The 22,121-nt window shown below is 69.7% G+C and carries 22 protein-coding genes; 3 read left to right on the top strand and 19 right to left on the bottom strand.

The features are described 5' to 3' along the window. From NB3_RS33265 to NB3_RS33210, 12 genes are all read right to left on the bottom strand, one after another. On the bottom strand, positions 1-1,175 hold a 1,175-nt coding region (locus NB3_RS33265), incomplete at its 3' end, for a hypothetical protein (RefSeq protein WP_067811326.1). Further along, the gene (locus NB3_RS33260) at positions 1,169-1,975 is read right to left on the bottom strand and encodes a DUF8175 domain-containg protein (RefSeq protein ID WP_084823883.1); all 807 of its coding nucleotides are present in this window, start codon (positions 1,973-1,975) and stop codon (positions 1,169-1,171) included. The genes NB3_RS33260 and NB3_RS33265, both read right to left, overlap by 7 nt. A 23-nt stretch (positions 1,976-1,998) precedes the next feature. Then, the gene (locus tag NB3_RS33255) at positions 1,999-2,811 is read right to left on the bottom strand and encodes a DUF8175 domain-containg protein (RefSeq protein WP_067811323.1); all 813 of its coding nucleotides are present in this window, start codon (positions 2,809-2,811) and stop codon (positions 1,999-2,001) included. Next, on the bottom strand, positions 2,808-3,464 hold the full coding sequence (locus NB3_RS33250; protein WP_228826989.1) for a DUF8175 domain-containg protein: 657 nt from the start codon (positions 3,462-3,464) through the stop codon (positions 2,808-2,810). Before NB3_RS33250 ends, NB3_RS33255 begins: the two co-directional genes overlap by 4 nt. 31 nt (positions 3,465-3,495) lie before the next feature. After that, complete coding sequence (locus NB3_RS33245; protein WP_228826988.1) at positions 3,496-3,771, bottom strand: hypothetical protein; 276 nt, start codon at positions 3,769-3,771, stop codon at positions 3,496-3,498. A gap of 8 nt (positions 3,772-3,779) precedes the next feature. Continuing rightward, positions 3,780-4,076 carry a hypothetical protein gene (locus tag NB3_RS33240; protein WP_039799032.1) on the bottom strand — a complete coding sequence of 99 codons (297 nt, stop codon included), beginning with the start codon at positions 4,074-4,076 and terminating at the stop codon, positions 3,780-3,782. A 51-nt stretch (positions 4,077-4,127) separates the two neighbouring features. Next, a complete protein-coding gene (locus NB3_RS33235; protein WP_067811318.1) occupies positions 4,128-4,790 on the bottom strand; it encodes a DUF6668 family protein in 663 nt (220 codons plus the stop codon). Next, entirely contained in the window at positions 4,787-5,665 is an 879-nt protein-coding gene (locus NB3_RS33230; RefSeq protein WP_067811315.1) for a MinD/ParA family ATP-binding protein, read from the bottom strand. Before NB3_RS33230 ends, NB3_RS33235 begins: the two co-directional genes overlap by 4 nt. Positions 5,666-5,680: 15 nt before the next feature. Then, positions 5,681-6,667: a DUF8176 domain-containing protein gene (locus NB3_RS33225; RefSeq protein WP_067811311.1), complete on the bottom strand. Its 987-nt coding sequence runs from the start codon at positions 6,665-6,667 to the stop codon at positions 5,681-5,683. Positions 6,668-6,724: 57 nt separating this feature from the next. Continuing rightward, positions 6,725-8,323, bottom strand: coding sequence for a cutinase family protein (locus NB3_RS33220; protein WP_084823882.1), 1,599 nt, complete (start codon positions 8,321-8,323; stop codon positions 6,725-6,727). A gap of 299 nt (positions 8,324-8,622) precedes the next feature. Then, on the bottom strand, positions 8,623-11,031 hold the full coding sequence (locus NB3_RS33215) for a RelA/SpoT family protein (RefSeq protein ID WP_067811305.1): 2,409 nt from the start codon (positions 11,029-11,031) through the stop codon (positions 8,623-8,625). Between the two features lie 308 nt (positions 11,032-11,339). Beyond that, positions 11,340-12,317 carry an alkaline phosphatase family protein gene (locus NB3_RS33210; protein WP_067811303.1) on the bottom strand — a complete coding sequence of 326 codons (978 nt, stop codon included), beginning with the start codon at positions 12,315-12,317 and terminating at the stop codon, positions 11,340-11,342. Between the two features lie 258 nt (positions 12,318-12,575). Here NB3_RS33210 and NB3_RS33205 point away from each other — a divergent pair, with 258 nt between their 5' ends. Beyond that, positions 12,576-13,352: a metallophosphoesterase family protein gene (locus NB3_RS33205; RefSeq protein ID WP_244892181.1), complete on the top strand. Its 777-nt coding sequence runs from the start codon at positions 12,576-12,578 to the stop codon at positions 13,350-13,352. A gap of 103 nt (positions 13,353-13,455) precedes the next feature. On the opposite strand, the gene NB3_RS33200 is transcribed toward NB3_RS33205, so the two are convergent. The 4 genes from NB3_RS33200 to NB3_RS33185 form a co-directional block, all read right to left on the bottom strand. Next, positions 13,456-14,082, bottom strand: a complete 627-nt coding sequence (locus NB3_RS33200) for an NUDIX hydrolase (protein ID WP_067811300.1) — start codon at positions 14,080-14,082, stop codon at positions 13,456-13,458. 82 nt (positions 14,083-14,164) lie between these two features. After that, complete coding sequence (locus NB3_RS33195) at positions 14,165-15,418, bottom strand: adenylosuccinate synthetase (RefSeq protein ID WP_067811336.1); 1,254 nt, start codon at positions 15,416-15,418, stop codon at positions 14,165-14,167. Between the two features lie 10 nt (positions 15,419-15,428). After that, complete coding sequence (locus tag NB3_RS33190; RefSeq protein ID WP_067811297.1) at positions 15,429-16,376, bottom strand: hypothetical protein; 948 nt, start codon at positions 16,374-16,376, stop codon at positions 15,429-15,431. A 166-nt stretch (positions 16,377-16,542) separates the two neighbouring features. Continuing rightward, a complete protein-coding gene (locus NB3_RS33185) occupies positions 16,543-17,049 on the bottom strand; it encodes a winged helix-turn-helix transcriptional regulator (RefSeq protein ID WP_067811296.1) in 507 nt (168 codons plus the stop codon). 80 nt (positions 17,050-17,129) lie between these two features. Here NB3_RS33185 and NB3_RS33180 point away from each other — a divergent pair, with 80 nt between their 5' ends. Beyond that, entirely contained in the window at positions 17,130-17,543 is a 414-nt protein-coding gene (locus tag NB3_RS33180; protein ID WP_157112155.1) for a nuclear transport factor 2-like protein, read from the top strand. A gap of 12 nt (positions 17,544-17,555) precedes the next feature. Continuing rightward, entirely contained in the window at positions 17,556-17,846 is a 291-nt protein-coding gene (locus NB3_RS33175) for an MmcQ/YjbR family DNA-binding protein (protein WP_157112154.1), read from the top strand. Here NB3_RS33175 and NB3_RS33170 read toward each other — a convergent pair. From NB3_RS33170 to NB3_RS33160, 3 genes are all read right to left on the bottom strand, one after another. Further along, positions 17,809-19,398 (bottom strand): ABC-F family ATP-binding cassette domain-containing protein, encoded by a 1,590-nt coding sequence (locus NB3_RS33170; protein ID WP_067811293.1) that lies wholly within the window; start codon positions 19,396-19,398, stop codon positions 17,809-17,811. The two genes, NB3_RS33175 and NB3_RS33170, sit on opposite strands and share 38 nt — an antisense overlap. Before the next feature lie 322 nt (positions 19,399-19,720). Then, complete coding sequence (locus tag NB3_RS33165; RefSeq protein WP_067811329.1) at positions 19,721-20,293, bottom strand: adenine phosphoribosyltransferase; 573 nt, start codon at positions 20,291-20,293, stop codon at positions 19,721-19,723. A gap of 37 nt (positions 20,294-20,330) precedes the next feature. Continuing rightward, on the bottom strand, positions 20,331-22,052 hold the full coding sequence (locus NB3_RS33160; RefSeq protein WP_067811291.1) for an ABC transporter substrate-binding protein: 1,722 nt from the start codon (positions 22,050-22,052) through the stop codon (positions 20,331-20,333). Positions 22,053-22,121: the final 69 nt, after the last annotated feature.

The following is a 22,121-nucleotide window of genomic DNA, read 5'->3' as shown; positions in this document are numbered from 1 at the left end:
CTCACATATCCGGCCCGGCCCGGCGCCGCGGTGCCCTTGACGCCGACCGCTTTGGTGCCCATGGCGCCGAGCGCGGCCACACCGACCAAGGTGCCGCCCGCCGCGGTGAAACCCGAACCGCCGCTGCCGACGATCGCGACGGCCGGGGTAACCAGTCGCATGAGCGCGGGCAGCACGAACGCCACGCTGCACAACAGCACGATCGCGACCAGCATGCGCTGGGCCTGCTCACCGTCGGGCAGACCGCTGGTGGGGGTGAGCGAGTCGACGTGGCCCGCCGTGGTGAACGCGATCATGTAGACGATCGCCGCCACCGGCTTCCACAGCATGAAGGCGATGATCCAGCCGATGAGCTTCTGATAGGACTGCTTGCCGATGTTCATGCCGGAGGCCGCCGCCGCGAGCGGGAGCACACCGGCCGCGATCACCAGCAATCCTTGCCGGACGATGGCGAGCACGATCTGCGCCAGCGCGCCGAGCAGGCCCACGATCGCGATGATCAGCACCAGGCCGGGCGAAAAGGCCTGCAACTTGCTGGTTTTCACCATCAGCTCGGCCAGGTCCTTGGCATTGCCGTTGGTCGAGTCGTCGATGATCCACTCCGCGAAGCGATCCGACGCTTGGGTGCCCGCGACGATCACCGCGCCCAGCATCCAGGAGCTGAACACGACGCGGGTGAACATCCGGAACGATTCGGCCGCTTCGTTCATCGCGGCCCCGCGTCTGGCTTCGGCCAATCGCGCCCCGGACAGGATCACCGACGCGATCAACAACAGGATCTGCGCTTGATAGGTGTAGTCGTTGATCTTGGTGAACAGCGAACCGGAATCGCTGGCCGCCTCGTTGGGCACCTTCATCCAGAAGGTCAACGCCAGGATGATGGCCTCGCCGAGACCGTTCATCAGCGAATCGACCACCTTGCCGAAGGTGGAGTCCCAGGCCTTGTCCTTCACCGCCGTCGCCGCCTGGTCGGGATGCGAGGCGGCATTGCCCGCCTTGCACGCGGCGGACGCGGCGTCACCGAGGGTGAAGCCGGGCAGTCCGAGGCCGTCGAGGCTGTCGTGGATCTCGTTACACGTGTCGTCGAAGCCGTACGTCTGGCCGTAGGCCACGGTCGGAGTCGCGATCATCACCGTGAAGATGACCGCGAGGATTGTGACTAGCCGCCTCACCATTGTGTCCACCCATCGATCGAGCCGATCGTTTCGAGCGGCTGCGCGTCGCCCGCGGACGACTTCAGTCTCCAGCCACCGTCACGCCATACCACGTTGAGTCTCATGGCCACCCAACTTCGCCCGCCGTGCAGGAACTCACGGGTCTTGCGGGCGACACGAACAACAGCGAAATCGTCACCATAGCTTTCGATTCGGAACGCGTCGGACGCGTACAGCAGCGGTTTGACGCTCTCCGGCAGGACGTCGGGCACTTTGCCCTCGGCGATCCTGCGCTGCCGGTCGGCGAGTTCCTCGGGGGTGAGGATCACCAATTGCTGCCACAGCGTGTGGTCGGTGGGCCGGGCCACGGTCCGCCAGTAGATCTGTTCGGCGGCCAGCGCGGCGCCTTGCGGGGTCTTGGCGAATCCGGAAGGCACGCCGTTGTCGATGCGCGCCGGTCCATCGGTCGTGGAGAACGGAACGACCGGGCCGCCGTACACCTGTTGCCAACCGCCCGGCTGATTCGTCCCGCCCGGCGCGCCGGTCAGCCACTCCGGATCGGTCGGCGTCCGCGCCGCGCCCGACTGCGAAAGCGCCTGTCCGGCGGGATCTTTCGAGATATCGAACCGATGGCCGAACGAGTCCTTGCTCGATCCGGCGAACGACGGCCCCGAAGCCGGTCCGCCGGACAGATCGGCCGCCGCCGTGGTCTGCACCACCCGACCCGGCGCCGCGTCGTTGTCCCGGACAGCGAACACGGTGACGACCGCGACCGCCGCCACGGCCAGTACCGCACCCGCGCCGAGCACGGCGGGCGGCATGCGATCGGAAGACCTCCTACGGCTCACCATCTCGTCCACCCCTGCAACGACTCGATGTACTCGGTCTGGGCGTTGGTGGTGGTCGTCGGCTTCAGGCGCCAGTCGCCCGCGTCCCACACCATGGCCAGGCGGGTCGCCGCCCACAGCTGTTTGCCGTCGATCACCGGCCCCCTCGTTGCCAGCCGGACGATGGCCAGATCGTCGGCGTAGTCGTCTACCTTGAAGGCGTCCGAGGCGACGAAGTAGCGGGTCACCTTCTCCGGCTGCTGCCGTGGCAACCGGTCGTCGGCCAGCGCCTTGTCGTAGGCGGCGATCTGCTGGGCGGAGACCCGGACCTGGCGCACGTACAGGTCGCGGTCGGCGGGACGGGCGTTGAGCCGGTAGGTGATCTGCGCGGCGGCCAGCACCGCACCCTGCGGGGTGTGCGAGTACCCGACGGCCAAGTCGTCCTCGATCCGCGTCGGCCCGTCGGAGGTGGAGAACGGAACGGACGCGCCGTACACCCGCTGCCAGCCGTGCGGTTCGGCGGTCCCCTCCGGCGCCGCGGTCAGCCAATCCGGATCGGAGGGCTTGCGCTGCCGGGAGGGGTCCTGCGGAAGCGGTTGTCCCGCAGGGTTGTTCGGGATGTCCACGCGCCTGCCGAGGATGTCCAGCTCGGGGCTGGCGAAGCCGGTGCCGCCGGAGCCTTCGGTGACGGCGGGCGTGCCGTCGACCGGCTCGTCGTCCCGGCTGACGAAGACGAAGATGCCCACCACCACGATGAGCGCCAGCACGGCGGCGGAGGCGACGATCCCGAAGGAGACACGGTCGCGCGTGTACGACTCCCTGTCGCTCACGTCGGTGCCTCCACTTTCACGATGTCGGTAGGTAATGCGTCGATCGAATCGATCGGTCTCGCGGTCGAATCCGGGTCCGGAAGCCGTAACCGCCAGTCCTCGCCGAACCACTCCACGGCGGTGTGATGCACCGCCTTCGAGCTGTCGGAGTACTCGGTGTACACGTCGACGGTGGAGCGCGACTCGGTGTACTCGGTGATCTTGTAGCCGAGCAGACGAGGCGCGAACTCCGCGCTCGCCGGGCCGGTGATCGAGAGCTGCACCCGGTTGATCGCCCACTCGTCCTTCGCCGGCCCCGGAACCACCTCCGCCGCAGCGACTTTCGCCCACTGCGTATCGGCCGCCACCGCCAGGCGCACCGAGTGGGTCAGCGCGGCGACGGCCGCGCCGCGCGGCGAGTGCTCGAACCCGGTGGCCGCGCCGTCGGCCGTCGAGCGCGGCCCTTGGCCGGTGTGCGGCAGCGGCACCCCTTGGAACGGCTGCCATCGCACATCGGTGGGAGCGGCCGAGAGATCCGGCCCCACCGAGTCCGCGTCGCCGCCGCAGCCGACCGCCGCGAACAGCAGCGCGGCGCCGACGACTCCGGCCGCGGGGCGGCGGATGTCACGCCGCCACGCCGCGGAGTCCGCCGGCCGCAGTACTGTCGAATTCATTCCCGCGTCGTCCCCGTCCCGCTCCGGCGGCTCATGCGGGCAGGAACGCCAGGGCGATCCCCGACGCCGTGCTCGCCACCACAGCACCAAGCAGGCTCATCAGAACGCCGTGCGAGGCATCGTTCATGGCCAGGTCGCTGCGAAAGACCAGCCACAGTTTCCCCGCGGAGACGATCATCCAGGCCAGGCACACCAGCAGGACGAACCACAGCAGCCAGTTCAGCAGCTGCATCAGCGGTGCGAGCACGTCGGCGGGCATCTGCTTGTAGGCCAGCGTCCCGGCCGCGAGCATGTGTACGGTCCCCATGGTCGGCATCAGGTCCCGATGACCGCGTTCATGATGGTGCCCGCGCTGGTGGCGACCACGCCGCCGATCATCGCGCCCGCCACCATCTTCGGCGACTCCAGGCCACCGCCGGTCCACTTCTCCCAGGCGAACTTGCCACCCGCGTAGACGATGCCGCAGATCCCCGACAGCAGGACGAACCACGTGAGATACCGCACGAGCTGCAGGATCTTCTCCGAGCCCGGCGGCGCCTCCGGCGTCGGATTACCGACTTGCGCGAGGACGGTGCCGTACGTGTCCTGCACGGCGAGGAGGAGCGTGCTCATCGGGTGCCTTTCTCGAATAGTGGGTGGTGGTCGCCGATGCGATGCGGACGTTCACTCATCGGGCGGCTTGCGCAGATCCGGTGACCCGCGGTCGTAGCTGGCCTCCTCCAGTGCCGTCCGAGCGGCCGCCACGATGTCGGCGCCGAGCTCCCGGACATCGAGCGGGACTTCCTCCAGCAGATCGAGCTTGCGTTTCCTCGGCGGCACCGGGTCGCCGGGCGACCACACCGGCAGCTGCTCCGGTTCGACCAGCGTCCACTCCTCGTACCACGGCACCTGCCACACCTGGCCGGCCAGGGAGCCCACCACGTCGCGGTAGCGCCGGATCTCGGGCGCCATCCGGCCGGGCCTGGCGGCGACGGTGATCAGGCCGAGCACGTCGCAGGGACCGGCGAAACCCGAAAGATGTTGGCGCAGAAGGTCGTGCGCGCGGGACAGACCGGCGATGGTCTCCCTGGCGACCAGGACGACGAACGGACTCTCGCGGTCGAAGACGCCGGGCCAGCGGCGGCCCGAATCCGCCGCGGGCGCAAGCACATGCGCGAGGGTACTGGCTCCGGCCCCGCCGTGCACACCCAGCAGCCAGACCAGCGGCGCGCGGCCGACACCGGGCACGGGGCGGTCCCAGATGGCGGCACGGCGGGACTCCGGCGGGGCGATCACACCGGCGGGCGCTGGGTCGGGCTGACGCGGAAAAATCATGGCGGCGGTCATGATGCCACCCCCGCCAGCAGGCGCCCATATGCCCGGCGCGTCTCGGCGGCCAGCGAGGCGTGGCGCACAAGTTCACCGCGGGCCAGATGCGGATCGTAGGGAATCTCCCTGATATCGCGAACCCACCCGGACAGGTGCTCGCGCAAATGATCCGCTACCCGGGAGTCGTCGCCGGGATACTGGTGCGAGATCACGATGGTGGTGTCGCCGACGATGCCGCCGCCATGGCCTTCCTCGGCCTCGCCGAACTGGTCGTCGAGCCATTCCAGGGCCACTCGCAGCCGGTTGGCCGCATCGGTGCGAGCCGGAATGGCAAGTACCAGAGCGACATCCGCGTCATCGAGCAAAGGAAGCAGTTGCCGGGCGGCAATCGGATGCCCCCCGTCGTAGACGGCGGTGTAGCCTGCGTCGCGCACGGCACGGGCGACCGTGAGATAGGTCGCACGCCTGCGCAGCGGCGCGGCGTCACGCCACAGCAGGCCGATGCCGGAGGTCGCCCGCGACAGGCACTCCTTCAACGGCGCAGGCTCGTCGTCACCGCGTCCGTAGAGCCAGGACTGCAAACTGATCGGGTGCAGGTGCTCGTCCGCGCCCCGCAACGCCAGATCGCTGCCCGCCGAAGTGGCGTCCACCGCGACCGTCGGCGTTCCGCCCGTGCCCAGCTCACCCGCCAGGCCAAGTGCCGTCGTGGTGGTACCCGCGCCACCGCACCCGCCGACCACCAGGATCGGCCTCTGCGCCGGACGATCCGCCTCGGAGCCGTCGCCCTTGCCACGCCGTAACCGCACCACCGGAGCCTTGGAACGCACCGGCCGGCGCGACGTGGCGCCATCCCCGGGCGCCTCGTCGAGCCAGCGGCTCCAGTCCTCTCCCATCGCTTCTGCTCTCCTTTATCCGGCCGTGATACCCGTGATCAGGGTGCGGCCGTCGATCACCGCGGTGGTGACCGTCTGCCTGCTGTACGTGGCGGGCGTGCCGCCGGGCCGGTATTCGGTGACCTCCACCGAATACCGGTTGTCCGCGACCGTCACGATCCGCACGCAATGCGTCGTGCCGATCGGGACGGAGTCGATACCCCGCTGGATGACCCAGGCGGGCTGGACGTCGGCGTCCGGGGCGACGGCCGCGCGGGCGCGCTCCCCCGAGCGCTCGACGTAGTAGGCGTACTGGAACGACAGCACCGCGTCCGGTCCGGAGCCGGTGCCGCCCGGCTCCGCGCTGCGCACGATCGCGTCGCTGCGCTCGGTCGGGCAGGCGCCGGCGCTCACCGCGCGCGGATCGCCACCCGCGTGCGTGCCGCCGACGGTGAGCTGCACCGACGCGGACATATGCGCGTCTCTGGGCAGCGCGGCGCGATCGGCGGCGGAGCGCAGCAGGAGCAGCACGCCCACCGCGGCGACGGCGATGATCACCACCGCCGCGATTCCGATGAGCAGCAGCCGGGCCCGGCGGACGGCCGGGTGGTCGCGGGCGGCTTGCCGCAGCGCGCGCGACACCGCGGGCCGCGGTCGTTCGACCGGCTCGTGTTCGTCGTCGTCGGCCCACGGGAACGGCGCCGGATCGGTCCGGCGCGGCGGGACGTAGTCGTCGTCGGGGCCGGGCGCCCGTCCGGTCACCACCCAGTCCGACCAGCCGCCGGTGAATTCGCTGCGCTGCGCGGGCAGATCCGACGGGACCTCCTCGGGCCTGCGCTGCCACGGCTCGGCGTCGTCGCGGATGTGGTCCGGGTAGCGCGACGGCGCGCCGTCGTCCGCGGGGGCGATGGTGTTCGCCTCCTCCCGCTCCCCCGCCTCCTCCCGCTCCCCCGCCTCCGGCGCGTCGGCCTCCGGCTCCAGAGCGCCGTACCAGCGGGAAAGCTGTTTGTACGACTTCAACATTCCCCCATTCCCGCAGAGCAGGGCACGCAGTATCGCATCGTCGGACCCTCTCGGCGATCAGTTCGTGGAGAACGGGTAGGTGTTGGGTGTGCCGGTTCGGTCGGTGGGCGGAATCGATGTCACGCCGCTGGATGAGGCGCCATCGGCTCCTGTCCCGAACGGAAATTGTCCCGTACCGGACGAACTCGGCGTGGGAGACGCGCCGGTGCCGTCCCCGAAGAATCCGGTCGGCTGCCGCTCCGCTACCGCCCTCGGCTCGGCCTTGGCGCCGAAGGCGTCGGCGAGGTCACGCGCGAGCGCCGCGAACCAGTCCGCGACGAAGCGGGTGGGAGCGGCGCCGTTCGCCGAGACGGTGGCGCTGTTGTAGGCGGTGTGGCGCTGCACGGTGTCCCAGTAGCGCACCCAGGTCGTCGTGTTGAGCAGCTCGCTGTTGTCGGTGATGTTCTGCACCACCGCGTCGAACGCCTGGCTGATCAGGCGCACGCCGGTGGTCGGCGGGATCAGCTGGGGAACGGCGCCGAGCAGTTTCGCGCCCAGCGACAGCAGAGCGGCGGGCGGATTCGCCAGGCCCGCGGTCGCCAGCTCGGTGATGTTCGCCGGGGCGAGCACCGTGCGGACCACAGCGATCACGGAGTTCAAGCCGATCATGCCGACTTTCAGCAGCGCCTGCAGCGCGGCGGGCAGATTCAGCGGCGTGCGCGGGTCGGAGGCGTCGGCCAGGCGCTGCGAGATCGACTTGCGCGGTGAGATCGACAGGGTGGCCAGCGAATTGCCTTGAATGTCCCCGTTCACCACTTCGGTCGCGGTCTTGATGGAGGTGAACGCCAGCGCCTGCGCGATCGAGACCAGCGAGGCGATCGGGTCGCCGCCGCTGAGCTTGGACTGGCCCGCCACGTTGGCGACCGCCTTCAGGATGGGCGCGCCGTCGGGGGCGTCGCAGGCGAGATCACCCGCCGTGCAGAAACTCGCCACCCGGCCGGTGAGCGCCCCGAAGTTCGCGGCCTTGTCTCGTTCCGGGCCGATGCCGCCGCCGGTGGCAGGCGTCTGCGGCAGTGCGGTGATGTCGACCAGCCGGTGACCCGAGGTTCCCGGCGCGGGATCCGGCGTCGCCTTGCCGGGCGCGCCGGGAAACAGCGGCGCACCGGGATTGCGGGTCGGGTCGCCGAACAGCGCTACCGCGGCGACCTTTTCGGCGGGCAGCACACCGCGGCCCTGGCCGATCTCCTGGGCGAACATCGAGGCGACATGCGCGCCTTGGGAATAACCGACCACCGCGAAGCGGCTGTTCGGACAGGCTTCGGCGACGGTACCGGCCATGCCGCGCAGACGCGCGAGGCCGCCGGCCACCGATTCCGAATAGGGCGCGGCGCCACCGGCTGTCGCACCGCCGAAGCCGGATTCGTAGGGCACATAGGCCCGATCGACGAGCCCGGTGTCGGGCGCTTTCGCCATCATCGGACGGAATACGGTGGAGAGCATGCCGGTGTCGGTGGTCGGCGCCGCGTCCGGCGACGATTCACCGGTGCCCTGAATTCCCAAGGCGTACAGGGCAGGGCAGGTCGTGAGGCGGATCTTCGTGGACGGACCAGCGGGATCCTGCGGCTGCGCCGCGGCGACCCCGGCGGTCGCCACAGCCACGGCGAGTGCTACCAGCATCCCCGAGAGTCTTGCCGAGTATCCAGTCATAGCGATCCGCAATCAAGTCGTCTGCCGCAGCTACCTCAACGCCATGAAACGCAATAGACCGTAACAGATTCCGGCTATTACTGCCGCATCGACGGAAATCTTCCAGGACACACCGAGTGGAACGCGACACGCGGTGGCGCGTTCCAGGGAAGGGTCCGACAAGTTTCCGGCACAGCGCCCCGAATGGCAACCCCTGGAGCCGAGTTGGGGGCGAACGAAACCCCTTGGGCTCTCAGTTAATTGACAGCTACTCGCAAGGGACGCGCGTGTCAGGCCGCGGAGGTGACGCGGTAGACGTCGTAGACGCCTTCCACGTTGCGCACCACGTTCAGCAAGTGCCCCAAGTGTTTCGGATCGCCCATCTCGAAGGTGAACTTGCTGATCGCCACCCGGTCGCCGTGCGTGGCCACCGACGCGGACAGGATGTTGACCTTCTCGTCGGCCAGCACCTTGGTCACGTCGGACAGCAGCCGCGTGCGATCGAGCGCCTCGATCTGGATGGCCACCAGGAACACCGAGGACGGCGACGGGGCCCAGGACACGTCGATGATCCGTTCGGACTGATCACGCAGGGAACCCGCGTTGGTGCAGTCGGTGCGGTGCACGCTCACCGCGCCACCGCGGGTCACGAAGCCCATGATCTCGTCGCCGGGCACCGGAGTGCAGCACTTCGCCAGCTTGGCGACCGTGCCGGGGGCGCCGGGGATCAGCACGCCCGCGTCACCGGTGACCCGCTGCCTGCTCGGCGTCGTCGACGGGGTGGAGCGCTCGGCCAGCTCGTTCTCCACGTCGCCGATGCCGCCGAGCTGCGCCATCAGCCGCTGCACCACGTGGTGCGCGGAGACCTGGTGCTCACCGACGGCGGTGTAGAGCGTGGAGATGTCGGTGTAGTGCAGTTCGTGGGCGACCGCGGTCATCGCGTCGACGCTCATCAGCCGCTGCAGCGGCAGCCCGACGCGGCGGACCTCCTTGGAGATCTGCTCCTTGCCGCTCTCCAGCGCCTCCTCGCGACGCTCCTTGGCGAACCACTGGCGAATCTTGGCCTTGGCGCGCGGGGACACCACGAAGTTCTGCCAGTCGCGGCTGGGTCCCGCGTTCTGCGCCTTCGAGGTGAACACCTCGACGACCTCGCCGTTCTCCAGCTGACGCTCGAGCGCGACCAGGCGCCCGTTCACCCTGGCGCCGATGCAGCGGTGCCCCACCTCGGTGTGCACGGCGTAGGCGAAATCCACCGGCGTCGACTTCTGCGGCAGCGTGATCACGTCACCCTTCGGCGTGAACACGAAGATCTCCGGGGACTTCAGGTCGAAGCGCAGCGACTCCAGGAACTCCGCCGGATCGGCGGCCTCCCGCTGCCAGTCCAGCAACTGGCGCATCCAGGCCATGTCGTCGACCTCGGCGGTGTCGGTGGAGTGCTTGCCCCTGGTCTCCTTGTAGCGCCAGTGCGCGGCGATGCCGAACTCCGCGGTGCGGTGCATGTCCTGGGTGCGGATCTGCACCTCCAGCGGCTTGCCGTCCGGCCCGACCACGGTGGTGTGCAGCGACTGGTAGACGCCGTAGCGCGGCTGGGCGATGTAGTCCTTGAACCGGCCCGCCATGGGTTGCCACAGCGAGTGCACCACGCCGACGGCCGCGTAGCAGTCGCGCACCTCGTCGCACAGGATGCGGATGCCGACCAGGTCGTGGATGTCGTCGAAGTCCTTACCCTTGACGATCATCTTCTGGTAGATCGACCAGTAGTGCTTCGGGCGGCCCTCGACGATCGCGTTGATCCGGGAGGCGGCCAGCGTGTTGACGATCTCGGCCCGCACCTTCGCCAGATAGGTGTCGCGCGAGGGCGCGCGGTCGGCGACCAGCCGGACGATCTCGTCGTACTTCTTCGGATGCAGGATCGCGAAGGCCAGGTCCTCCAGCTCCCACTTCACCGTCGCCATACCGAGGCGATGGGCGAGCGGCGCGATGACCTCCAGCGTCTCCTTGGCCTTCTTGGCCTGCTTCTCCGGCGGCAGGAAACGCATCGTGCGCATGTTGTGCAGCCGGTCGGCCACCTTGATCACCAGCACGCGCGGGTCGCGGGCCATCGCGATGATCATCTTGCGGATGGTCTCCGCCTCCGCGGCCGCGCCCAGGTTGACCTTGTCCAGCTTGGTGACGCCGTCGACGAGGTGGGCGACTTCGGAGCCGAAGTCCTGGGTGAGCTGTTCGAGGCTGTAGCCGGTGTCCTCGACCGTGTCGTGCAGCAGCGCCGCCACCAGCGTGGTCGTGTCCATGCCGAGCTCGGCGAGGATGTTCGCCACGGCGAGCGGGTGGGTGATGTAAGGGTCACCCGATTTGCGGAACTGATGCTTGTGCCGCTCGTCGGCCACATCGAACGCGCGCTGCAGCAGCGTCAGGTTCGCCTTCGGGTACAGCTCGCGATGCACGGTGGCCAGCGGCTCGAGCACCGGCTTGACCGCCGCGATGCCGCGCTGGCCGGTCATGCGGCGGGCCAGACGGGCCCGCACCCGGCGCGACGCGGAGGTCGGAACGGCGGAGGAGGTGCCGGGTTGCCGCGGCGGCGCCGGATTCGCCTGCCCCTGCGGTTTCGGCGACTGCGCGGCGTCGGTGGCGCCCGCACCGTTCGGCCGCGGGCCCGACGTCGATTGCTCGACCTTCGCCTCGCCCAGATGCTGAGTCATGCCACCACCTCTCCGCGCCTCGATCGGACCACCCTATCCGACCGGTGCAACCTCCCGGACCACCAACTTTAGTCCGGGCGCAGCACCGACGTCCGCTCCGCTGACGAAGGATGCTCGCCGGGGTGCCGGGAGGAGCAACCCGCGCGGCTGCGCGGCGGTTGCGCCGCCGTTTCGCCTCCAGAGCCTTCCGCCCGGCGTCGACGCCGTCTTCGGGTCGTCCGACTTGCTTCTACCAGCCCTGATATACCCGGGCGGCGACCTGGCGAAGCATGCTCGGGCCAGGAGTACGAGCCCATGCGGGACCGGGCTCAGCGAATCGCGGCCGGCTGCGATCCGGCGATCGGCGTCCGGGCGGAGCCGGGCTCGGAGCGCAGCGACCGACCGTCGAGATCGGCGGCGGGGGCGACGTCGAGCAGGTCCAGCACGGTCGGGGTGATGTCGACCAGGGTGGCGCGGGTGCTGGTGGCGCCGGGCGGGAAGTCCGGGCCGCGAGCGATCACGAAGTTGGTCGTCTCGTCCGCGGACTGGCCGCCGTGTCCGCCGCGCGGAGTATGGCCGTGGTCGGCGGTGACGAGGACGGTCCACCGCTCGGCGGGGTGGGCGGCGGCGCGGGCGTCGACGGCGGCGGCGATGCGCCCGACCAGGACGTCGACGCGCGTCACGGCGTCGAGGTAGGCGCGCGACGCGGCGCCCGCGTCGTGGCCCGCGTGGTCCACCTGATCCAGATGGGTGAACAACAAATCGGGCGCGAATCCGCCGATCGCGGCCACCACGGCGTCGGCGGTGGCGGCGTCGGTGCGCGACTCGTCCGGATCGTCCGGCACGGGCGCGGTGGAGACGACGACGTCGGCGCGCGGGCTGCCGCTGCCGGTCATCGTGGCGATCCGGTCCCAGGTCGCGATGGACTGGGTCTTCGCCGTCGGCCTGGCCCGCTCCAGCCGGGTGAACACCGTCGGGTACCGCGCGAACGGCTCGGCGGTGAACTCGTTGTTCGTGATGCCGTGCTTGCGATCCCACACGCCGGTCAGCACGGTGGCCCAGGACGGACCGGAGATGGTGATGTGCGGGGCGATGGAGGAACGGCTCAGCAAGCCTGCGCCGCTGAGCCGCAGCAGATTCGGCGCCTGCGCCTGTTCGATCTTACCGTATATCAGGCCGTCCAAGCCGATCACGACCACCTTGGCCGCGGGAGTCTGCCCGTGGGCAACTCCGGCCGCGGCGGACAACGAAAGGGCCGCGGCCGCCGTGACGGCAACGACTTTCGCCAGCAGTTGCGCTCGGCTCATACCAGCGACCATGCGGGACCGACCGGTGCGCGCGATAGCCTGCCGCGGCAGCGTTCATGGACGTTTCATCGGACGCCACACTGCCCGTAGCCTCACTGAACAACCCTTGAACTATGAATAGCGGACAGCTATATATCGACTTCACGATGGGTCGCGGTCAGGTGAACGCAAAGTTTCCCACCGGCCACCACGCCCGGGCTTCGCACCGCCCCTTGACACGACCTCCGCCGATATGGCTGGCTCACCATCGTGACCGCAGTGCGCACCACTGAACACCTTCGCGTCGCGGCCGTCGGCGACCTGCACATGCGCGCGGCCGTGGCCGGACGTTTCCGTCCGGATCTGCTTCGCTCGGCCGAAACTGCCGACATCCTCTTGCTGGCAGGCGATCTCACCGACGGCGGCACGCGCTCACAATCGGATCTGCTGTGCGCGGAACTCGAGGGCCTTCCGGTGCCGGTCGTCGCCGTGCTGGGCAATCACGACCACGACGACGGATCGAGCGATGTGATCGCGGCACAGCTCGTCGCGCTGGGTGTCCATGTGCTCGACGGCACCGCGATCACTCTCGGCATCAAGGGAATTCGGCTGGGTGTCGCCGGAGTCATGGGCGGCAGCGGCGGCTTCCCCGGCCATCCCGGCACACCGGACGAGGGTTCCGCCGAACACCGCGCCCGCATGCGCCGCGGTCCGGTCGACGCGGTTCGGTTGCGCCGCGCGCTACAGAGCATCGACTGCGAAACGCGTATCGCGCTCACGCATTTCGCCCCCGTCATCGATACGTTGGCGGGCGAACCACCCGATATCTACCCAGGGCTCGGCTGCCATGATCTGGCCGAGGCGATCGACGCGGGCGGGGCAGTGCTCGCCGTCCACGGACATGCCCACGGCGGCACGGAAGTCGGCCGCACCCGGGGCGGCGTGCCGGTGCGCAACGTCTCCCACCCGGTGCTGCGGCGTGGCTACGCCGTCTACGAGATTCGCCCCGCCTCGCGTCGTGGGGCCGACCGCGGGCAAGTACCGTCCCCGCCGTGATCGTCGCCCGTTCCCTGCTGCTGTTCGCTCTCGCGGCGCTGGCCGAGATCGGCGGCGCCTGACTGGTGTGGCAGGGCTGGCAGGAACAGACGGCCGAGCGGACTCACTCCGGTGCGCCGAACGCCCACACCGCGGCGGGCCGGCCGGTCGCTTTGACCCGGCGCCGTTCGGTGGTGCGCGCCAAGCCCGGGATCGCCGCCAGCGTCCGGTTCAGGTTCGCGGCATCGGGACGGGCTCCGGACAGCGCCGTGGTGGCATCAACCGCCCTGGTCGCGGGGAATTCCGCGCCGAGGAGCGCGCGGGTGAACGTCAGGTCCTTCCACAGCAGCCGCGTCAGGACGCCGCGGGCCACGCCGACGATGCGATTGTGGTCGAACGCCAGCTCGGGCGTCTCGTCGAACCCGATCCACCGCGCCGGGCCCTCGTGCGGTCCCACCACCGCCCACATCGCGATCGACAGCGTAGGTCCGCGCGGGTCGCGGTTCGGCTCGTCGAAGGTCACCAACTGCCCCACCGCGCCGATGGCTGCCTCCGGGACGCCCAATTTGGTGTGCACGGCTCGCCGCGCCGCGACGGCCAGCCGCTCGCCTCGCCCGAGCAGGACACCCGGCAGGGCCTGCTGCCCCGCGAACGGTTCCCTCGCCCGGGGGGCGATCCCGAACCGGACGCCGCCGTCCTCGTCCCAGAACCGCAACGCCACGACATCCACCGACACAACGGACTGCTCCACGCCGCCCCATCCTGCCCGACCGGCCGCCCGGCGTGTGGCCCCGTCTCGCGGCGTGCCGCCGGGACGTGTCCGCGCGGACGAGTCACGCCGCCGCCCGATACGCCGTCGGCGTGCGGTGGCGACGATCGGGCCCGTCGGCGGTGAGGACGACCGGCACGCCGAGCGTCCGGGCCAGCCACGGCACCGGGTCGTCGGGTAGTTCGGTGAGGAAGGGCTGGGCGCGCGTCAACGTCCGGGTCAGTTCCCGCTGGTGGTCCAGGTCCCGCCACCGGCCGATGGGCAGCGTGTCCAGCGTTCCGCCGTCTACGGCGTAACTCGTCGCGGCATACAGCTTCCCGGCCACGTCGAGGTGATTGACCGCGAGTCCGTCGATACCGCCCGAGACCTCGATCGCGTAGCGCAGCAACACCGTGTCCAGGTGCCCGAGACGGAATTCGCCTTGGTACCGCCCGGACGTGTTGTGCGGCTCGGGCAGGTCGAGGCCGCCATCCTCGGTGGGGAACGGACCGGCGCCGTGGCGGGTCTGATACGTGCGGGTGACGCCGAGCACGCAGCCGGACGCGCCGATCTCGGCGAGCATCGCGCGCGCGTTGCGCGGCTCGGCGGTCGACCAGGTGGTGTGCGGATGGAACCCCCGCCATTCGTCGAGCAGGACGCCTTGCGCGCCTTCGAACACCACCGTGCCCCGGCGCGCGAACCGCGCCAGCTGGTCGTCGCCGACGATCCGCACCGCCGCGGCGAACTCCCGGTACATGTCGACCAGGTCGTCGATCGGTTCGAAGCGATGTTCGCTCGGCGCGATGAGCGGCCCGTAATGCGCGGCCAGCTCCCGCAGTTTGCGCCGCAGCACCGGCGGACGCAGGCAATCCGCCACGGTGGGAGCCGCGTGCGCGAGGGCATGGCCCGCGGTCTCGCCGATGCCCCGCCCGCACGAACCGTGCCGCGCGGAACCCCGCGCATCCTCGCGAGCACGGTTGGCGGCGATGTGGATGGGCGTGGTAAGCAGGGCCCGCCCGTCGATCCGCAGCAACGACAGCGGATCGCGGACCCCCAGCGCGGCCAGCTCGCGCGCCTCGGCGGCCAGCGCGATCGGCTCGACCAGCATGTGCCGCGACAACAGCGTCGGCACGCCCGCGAACGTCCCCGATCCGAACTGCGCGAACGTGTGCTGGCGTCCTTCGGCGATCACGTTGTGGGCCGCCTGCGCCCCGCCGTTGAACCGGACCACGGCGCAGACCTCGAACCCCGACGCCGGTGCGCACAGCCAGTCCACCGTCGCCCCTTTGCCCGCGTCTCCGAAACCGAGATCCACGACGATGATGTGCGAGCCGAACATCACATGCCCTTCAGCCGCGCCCACGCGGCAAGGCCCGTGCCCGTCCACCGTCGGCGCCCAGCGCTTTGCCGACCGACGCGGCTTCGGCGACGGAACCGACATCGCGCAGATCGGCGAGTCCACCGGCCAGGTCGACGCGTCCCTCCGCCAATCCGATGGTCAGCGCGATGAGTTCGCACACCGCGGCCGGGTCGTCCAAGCGCAGGAAATTCTGTCCGAGCAGCCCGCGCCAGTGCTCGGCGATCTCCGGGTCGTGGAAGTAGCTCGACTGGTCGGGCAGGATGTAGTGCACGTGCCAGCGTTCGGCGAGCTCGCGATAGACGGATTCGACCGAGATGTCCTGGCGCACGCTGTCGCCGATGATCGCGCGGATGTGCCGGGAGGCCAGCCGCGGCTTGTTCAGTTCGTCGCCGATCAGGAACAGGTAGCCCTTCTTGCGCCGCTTCTCCCACGCGTCGGTCGCGATGTGCTTCGCGAGGAAATAGGCGGCCAGTTCATAGCTTTCGGACTTCTGCCCACCGCCGCCGCCCTCCAGGAAGACGGCCCGCAACTGCTCGTCCATCCGGTTGTCGGATTCGAACTGCCCCACCTGCAGCGGCACACGGTCGGTGTCCGCGTCCCCGATCGCGCCGAACAGGATCTGCGGATCGTCGGCATAGCCTTTACGCCGCAGCAGACCGTGCAAGGTACCCAGTTTGTCCTGCATGATCCGCGGCACCCGGCCCATCGATCCGGTGACGTCGAACAGCACCGCGATCGGCAGCGAGTTGGCGTGGTCGGCGGAATCCCGGCATTCGCGCGCCGTGACCCCCAGCGGGTCCAGCATCGGGTGCACCCGCCAGTTCGCGTGCGGCTCGGCCCGCATGCCGGCGGTGTAGCCGAAATCGTCGATGCCCCGAGCGGCGCGGAAGGTCTTGGCCGCGCGGTAGGCGGAGTCGTCCCAGTGTCCGTATCCAATACGATCACGTCCTCTCTTTGTTTTAGTCTATGTGACCAAAACAAACCGGTCAAGCGCCGCCATTGCCGGGCATCCAGCTCGGCGGCCCGGCGCAGCACATACCCGCGCCCGGCCTATCGGCCGGAATGGCTGAGCGCCAACGGCATTCAGCCGCGCGGGAGGACGGTCAGCCCGCGTCCCCGGCTTCGAGCAGTCCTCCGATCAGCATCGTCCCCGGTCCTCGTCTGCCACCGGGGCCGGACAGCCACCGGACATTGTCCGCGGTGAGTGGCTCACCGCATTCTCGGCACACCACCACACCGGCCGTCGGCCGCCCGCAGTCGCGATGGACCACAACGGCGGGTGGGCCTTCCGCGTCGGCGAGCCATTTGTCACCCCAGGTGAGCAGCATCGCGAGCACCGGGTACAGGTCACGGCCACGTTCGGTGAGCAGGTATTCGTAGCGGACCGGATTCGACTGGTACGCCCGCTTTTCGACGATGCCGTGCTCCCGCAGCACATCCAGGCGCGCGGCGAGCACATTGGAGGCGATACCGAGATCGCGGCGCAGATCCTCGAAGCGGGTCAGCCCGACGAACAGATCGCGCAGGATCAGCGGTGTCCAGCGCTCGCCGATCGCGTCGACCGTGCGCGCGATCGAGCAGACGATGTCGGAGAAAGCAGCCTTGGGCATTCACCCAGTCTAGTCCGTTGCTTTTTGCAAGCTACTTGGCTAGGTTCGGACCCAGCGACGAGCGAAAAGGGTGGAACACCATGTCCGACGCGATCACCGAGTTCCGAACCGCGACCGAGAGCGGCGACATCGATGGGGTGACGCGGGCACTCGCGCCCGACGCCGAATTGATCTCACCGCTGTCCGGCCGCTTGGTCTTCCGCGGCCGCGACGATCTGCGCGTGCTGCTCTCGGCCGCGTACGGCAGTCTCACGGGCTTGCGGTGGACCGAGGAGATCGGCGACGGCGCGCGGCGCGTACTGCTGGCCAGCGCCAGGATCGGACCGTTCCGGCTGACCGAAGCGCTGGTGCTGCGGCTCGACGAACAGGGTCGCATCCGCACGTTGCAGCCGCACCTACGGCCATGGCTGACGCTCACGTTTCTCGCGGTGCGACTGGCGCCCCGTCTGTTCGGACATCCCGGCATCATCCGACGAGCGGCCCGCGCCACGTAGAAGAAAGCGTTCGTGTACTACCTGGAGGACCGGCACCGGGAGCCGGGCACCACGATCTGGTGCCCGGCCGCCTTCGGCGTGCAGGCCGAATTGGTCGCCGCCGAGCCCGTCCGGTTCTTCGTGCCCCCCTACGTCGGGCACCGGGGCTGGATCGGCGTCCGCCTGGACGTGGAACCGGACTGGGACGAGGTCGCCGAGATCGTCCGCGACGGTTACCGGCTCGTCGCCCCGAAGCGGCTCTCTGCGCTGCTGAACCGACGGCGGGTCAGGTCAGCAGCGTCTCCGCCAATCCGTCCGCGGTGAGTTCCAGCCGCCGGGTCACCCCGATGTCGTCGAGGAACCGCGGATCGTGACTGACCACGATCAGCGCGCCCTCGAAGGCGGCCAGTGCCTGGGTGAGGTGCTCCAGACTGGGCAGGTCGAGGTTGTTGGTCGGCTCGTCCAGCAACAGCAGGCGCGGCGCCGGGTCGGCCAGCAGCAGCATCGCCAGCGCGGCGCGCAACCGTTCACCGCCGGACAGCGCCGCCGCCGCGACGTCGGCGTCCGCGCCGCGGAACAGGAAGCGCGCCAACTGCGCCCGGATCCGCTCCGCGGACGCGTGCGGCGCGGTGGCGGCGACGTTCTCGAAGACCGACCGCCCCTCGTCGAACACGTCCAGTCGCTGCGGCAGCATCCGCCACGGCACTTTCGGCCCTTCCTCGGCGATGCGCCGCAGCAGCGTCGTCTTGCCGACGCCGTTGCGGCCGGTCAACGCGATCCGCTCCGGGCCGGACACCCGCAAGGTCACCGTCGGCCCGCACGCCAGCTCGACTCCGTCCAGCTCGATGACGTCCTGACCGGGGTACAGCCGCGTGTCGGGCAGCTCGACCCGGATCTCCCGATCGTCGCGCAACAGCTCCTTCGCCTGCTCGAGCTGATCCTTGGCGGAATCGAGCTTTTCGATATGGTTGTTGCGCAGCTTGCCCGCGGACACCTGCGCCTGCCTCTTGCGTTCGGCCATCACGATTTTCGGCTCCCGCTTCTGGTCCCACATCTTCTGCCCGTACCGCTGCCTGCGGTCCAGTTTGATGCGCGCCTCGACGAGTTCGCGGGCCTGCTTGCGGACATCACTGCGCGCGTCGCGGATCGCGGCGCGGGCCGCCTCCTGCTCGGCGGCGACGATCCGCTCGTACTCGCTGAAATTGCCGCCGAACAAGCGGAGTTCGCCGTGGCGCAGCTCCGCGATGGTCGCCATCCGCTCCAGGAGCTCGCGGTCGTGGCTGACCGTGAGCACCGTGCCGGAGAACTGGCCGATCACCTCGTACAGCCGTGCGCGAGCCACCCGGTCCAGGTTGTTCGTCGGTTCGTCCAGCAGCAGCACGTCCGGCTCGGCGAGCAGCTCGGCGACCAGTCCGAGCAGCACCGTCTCGCCGCCGGAGAGCGTGTCGAGCGTGCGATCGAGATGCGCCACCGAATCGGCGACGTAGTGCAGGCCGAGCCGGGCCAGCAGCGCCAGCGCCCGCTCCTCGACATCCCACTGGTTGCCGACCAGGTCGAAGTCGGCAGCGCATCCCGAACCGGACTCGATGCGGTGCAACGCTTTTCGTGCCTCCGCGATGCCGAGCACCGCGTCAACGCGCTGCCCCGCGCCCAGACCGAGGTCTTGGCGCAGGTACCCCAGATGCCCGGCGACGGTGACGGACCCGCGCACGGGCTTCAGCTCGCCCGCGATCAATCGCAGCAAGGTGGATTTGCCCGCACCGTTTCCGCCGACCAGGCCGATGTGACCGGGGCCGAGAACGGCGTCGAGCCCCTCGAAAACAGGGGTGCCGTCGGGCCAGCCGAAAGTGAGATCGGAAAAAGACAGATTGGTCATGCCAGCTCCCAGAGGTTGCGACGAGACACGGCGCGCGAATGCGGGCCGCACGGTGGCTACCTCACATGAGCAACGGCAGAACTCCGATCAACGGGAACAAGACCTGTACAGGTTAACGGCAACTCCGGCCGTGCGCCAGTGCAATTCGGATCACAGCTCCGTCAGGACGTCACTCCGATGACGGCGACGGCCGTTGGCGGCGGATACCGGCGCTGCCGGGGAGACGCGCGTGCGCGGCGGCTCGCATGCCGCGATCCTGACAGTCACACCGCCGCGGGCAACGCATCCCGGCGGCGGGCTTTCGCGCGCCGCCGCTACCGGCTCAGAGCTGAACGATCGAGGTCAGCGGGTAGTCGCCCTGCCGGGCACGCCCGCCGAGGAAGCCGAGTTCCAGCACCACCGCGGCGGCGGCCACCTCGGCGCCGGACTGCTTGAACAGCTCCGCCGCGGCGGCGAGCGTGCCGCCGGTGGCGAGGACGTCGTCCAGTAACAGCACGCGACGGCCGGCCAGGTCGATGCCGTCCGCGGGAATCTCCAGCGCGGCGGTGCCGTATTCGAGGCTGTATTCCCGGCTGATCACCGGCGGCGGCAGCTTGCCCGCCTTGCGGACGGCGAGCACGCCGGTGCCGAGGGAGGCGGCGACACCGGCCCCGAGCAGGAAGCCACGGGCGTCGACACCGGCCACCAGATCGGCGTCGGGTGCGCACGCGGCCAGGCAGTCGACCACGGCGCGGAAGCCCTCGGCGTCGGCGAACACCGGGGTGAGATCCGCGAAGCGCACACCGGGTGTGGGGAAGTCGTCGTGCCAACGGGTCAAACGGTCGACCATCTCAGCGGCTCTGGTGGTCCGTTCGGCGGCTACATCCTCGGACTCGATCGCCGCGTGCTTGCTCATCGACACCTCTCCATGGTCACATCACCCACACCATCTGTCACCGCTCGAGCACCCACCGGTCCATGTTCCAGCCCGTTCCGGCCTGGTTGGGGGCGGCGATCCCGTTGCGCAGCCCCTTGCCGAAAGCGATCGTGCGCGGGGTGGCGAACAACGGAATGCTCGGCAGCTCCGCCCACAGCAGGTTCTCGGCCTCGGTGAGCAGATTCAGCTGTGCGGCCGCGCTGTCGTCGGCCCCGAGCTGATCGGTGATCGCATCGTAACGGCCGTTGCCATACCGTCCGAAATTGAGACCGTTTCCGGTGCGCAACGCGCTGGTCGCGGCCACTCCCGCCAGGGAGCCCGCCGGACCGGGCGCCGACGCGGTGCTGCCGAGGACGGCGTCGACCTTGCCCTCGGAGAGCCGGGTAGGCGTGAAATCGGGCGCCGCGGCGTCCACCACGGTGATGCCAGCCGGTTTGCACGCTTCGGCGATCATGGCGACGGTCTGCGCGCGCCGGTCGTCCGGACCGAGGTAGCCGATCCGGACGGTGGGGTTCGGCGCACCGGAGGCGGCGACCGCTCTGGTCGCGTTCGCCACGTCGCCGCCGGAATAGTTCTTCGACGCGCCGATGACCGCCGGATAGAGCAGGGCGTCCTGTTGCACCACGTGCGCGTTCAGCGGCCCGGAACCCAGCCCGGTCTTCGGCGCGTCGGGCACCTTGCCGAGCTTGTCGAACAGCGTCTGGCGCGGCACGCACAGCGCGAACGCCCGGCGCGCCTCGACGGAGGCGAACACTCCTCCGGTGGACAGCGTCAGCTGCTCGGCGCCGCGGCCGGGCAGGGTCTGCACCGAGAAACCGTTCAGATTCAGGTCTTTCACCGAGTGCGTGCCGACGTCGAGCACACCGACGGCGTTCTCGCCGACCTTCTTCTTCAGGTCGAAGGTCTTCGGCCACACCACGATGCGCCCGGTCGCCGGTTTGTTGCCCCACCAGCGCTCGTTGGCGACCAGCACCAGACCGTCCTCGCTGCCGAAGGATTCGATGCGGTAGGGCCCCGACGAAGGAAACCGCGACAGGTCGAGCCGCCCGTCGGCCGGGATGGTCCATCCGGTGTTCCAGAACTCCGCGATCCTGCCCAGCGCGTTGGGATCGCCGGTCTGCAACGCCGACACGACGTTGGGCACGTTCGCCACGCGAGCCGCGACGTGCGCGGGCATCAGCTCACCGGCGGCGAACAGGTTGCGCCAGGGCAGATACCGCCTGCCGGGCCGGAACACCACCGTGGCGTCCCGCGAGCCGGGCTGGCAGTCGACCCGTTCGATGGCGTCGTAGCCGCTGGTGCTCGCGGCGTCGAAGAGCGGAACGGGCCCACGGTCACCGGGCCTGGTGTACCTCCCGCTGCGGGCGGCCCACGCCAGCACCAAGTCGTCGCAGGAGGTCGGCACACCGTCGGAGTACACGCCGTCGGGGTTGAGGCGGTACTGGATGGTCTGCGACTCGCCCGGCACCTCCTTGGCGGTTCCGAAGTCGGTGTCGGCGACCTGCTGGCCGTCCGGGCCGGTGTAGAAGAAGCCGGTCAGCACCCGGGCGAACACCGCGGAGGACCCGGAAGCGGCTCCCAGCGTGCTGGCGCCGTTATAGGTGGCGATGGTGGCATCGGTCGCGTAACCGATGGAGGGCACCTGATTCTTGCTGGAGCAGCCGACCAGCAGCCCGGCGGCCACCGTCCCCGCAGCGAGCGCTCCGATCAGTCGTACCGCACTGCGTGGCTGTCGCATGAAACCCCTTGCCTGGTGTCAGTTCCGCCTCTTGTGCCGTTTCCCGCTCGGGCGCGCGCCGGGTCGCGG

Origin of the sequence: Nocardia beijingensis NBRC 16342, from assembly GCF_001612785.1 — a bacterium.
GTDB classification, from domain to species: Bacteria; Actinomycetota; Actinomycetes; order Mycobacteriales; family Mycobacteriaceae; genus Nocardia; species Nocardia beijingensis.
The sequence above is the reverse complement of the archived record's forward strand: the minus strand, read 5'-3'. Positions and strand labels throughout refer to the sequence as shown.

Excerpts from the sequence above, each read along its gene's own strand:
- NB3_RS33240 (WP_039799032.1), bottom strand. The coding sequence starts at position 4,076 with ATGAGCACGCTCCTCCTCGCCGTGCAGGACACGTACGGCACCGTCCTC.
- NB3_RS33235 (WP_067811318.1), bottom strand. The coding sequence starts at position 4,790 with ATGACCGCCGCCATGATTTTTCCGCGTCAGCCCGACCCAGCGCCCGCC.
- NB3_RS33230 (WP_067811315.1), bottom strand. The coding sequence starts at position 5,665 with ATGGGAGAGGACTGGAGCCGCTGGCTCGACGAGGCGCCCGGGGATGGC.
- NB3_RS33215 (WP_067811305.1), bottom strand. The coding sequence starts at position 11,031 with ATGACTCAGCATCTGGGCGAGGCGAAGGTCGAGCAATCGACGTCGGGC.
- NB3_RS33250 (WP_228826989.1), bottom strand. The coding sequence starts at position 3,464 with ATGAATTCGACAGTACTGCGGCCGGCGGACTCCGCGGCGTGGCGGCGT.
- NB3_RS33220 (WP_084823882.1), bottom strand. The coding sequence starts at position 8,323 with ATGCTGGTAGCACTCGCCGTGGCTGTGGCGACCGCCGGGGTCGCCGCG.
- NB3_RS33210 (WP_067811303.1), bottom strand. The coding sequence starts at position 12,317 with ATGAGCCGAGCGCAACTGCTGGCGAAAGTCGTTGCCGTCACGGCGGCC.
- NB3_RS33225 (WP_067811311.1), bottom strand. The coding sequence starts at position 6,667 with ATGTTGAAGTCGTACAAACAGCTTTCCCGCTGGTACGGCGCTCTGGAG.
- NB3_RS33170 (WP_067811293.1), bottom strand. The coding sequence starts at position 19,398 with ATGACCAATCTGTCTTTTTCCGATCTCACTTTCGGCTGGCCCGACGGC.
- NB3_RS33165 (WP_067811329.1), bottom strand. The coding sequence starts at position 20,293 with ATGAGCAAGCACGCGGCGATCGAGTCCGAGGATGTAGCCGCCGAACGG.
- NB3_RS33160 (WP_067811291.1), bottom strand. The coding sequence starts at position 22,052 with ATGCGACAGCCACGCAGTGCGGTACGACTGATCGGAGCGCTCGCTGCG.
- NB3_RS33245 (WP_228826988.1), bottom strand. The coding sequence starts at position 3,771 with ATGGGGACCGTACACATGCTCGCGGCCGGGACGCTGGCCTACAAGCAG.
- NB3_RS33180 (WP_157112155.1), top strand. The coding sequence starts at position 17,130 with ATGTCCGACGCGATCACCGAGTTCCGAACCGCGACCGAGAGCGGCGAC.
- NB3_RS33195 (WP_067811336.1), bottom strand. The coding sequence starts at position 15,418 with ATGTTCGGCTCGCACATCATCGTCGTGGATCTCGGTTTCGGAGACGCG.
- NB3_RS33185 (WP_067811296.1), bottom strand. The coding sequence starts at position 17,049 with ATGCCCAAGGCTGCTTTCTCCGACATCGTCTGCTCGATCGCGCGCACG.
- NB3_RS33260 (WP_084823883.1), bottom strand. The coding sequence starts at position 1,975 with ATGCCGCCCGCCGTGCTCGGCGCGGGTGCGGTACTGGCCGTGGCGGCG.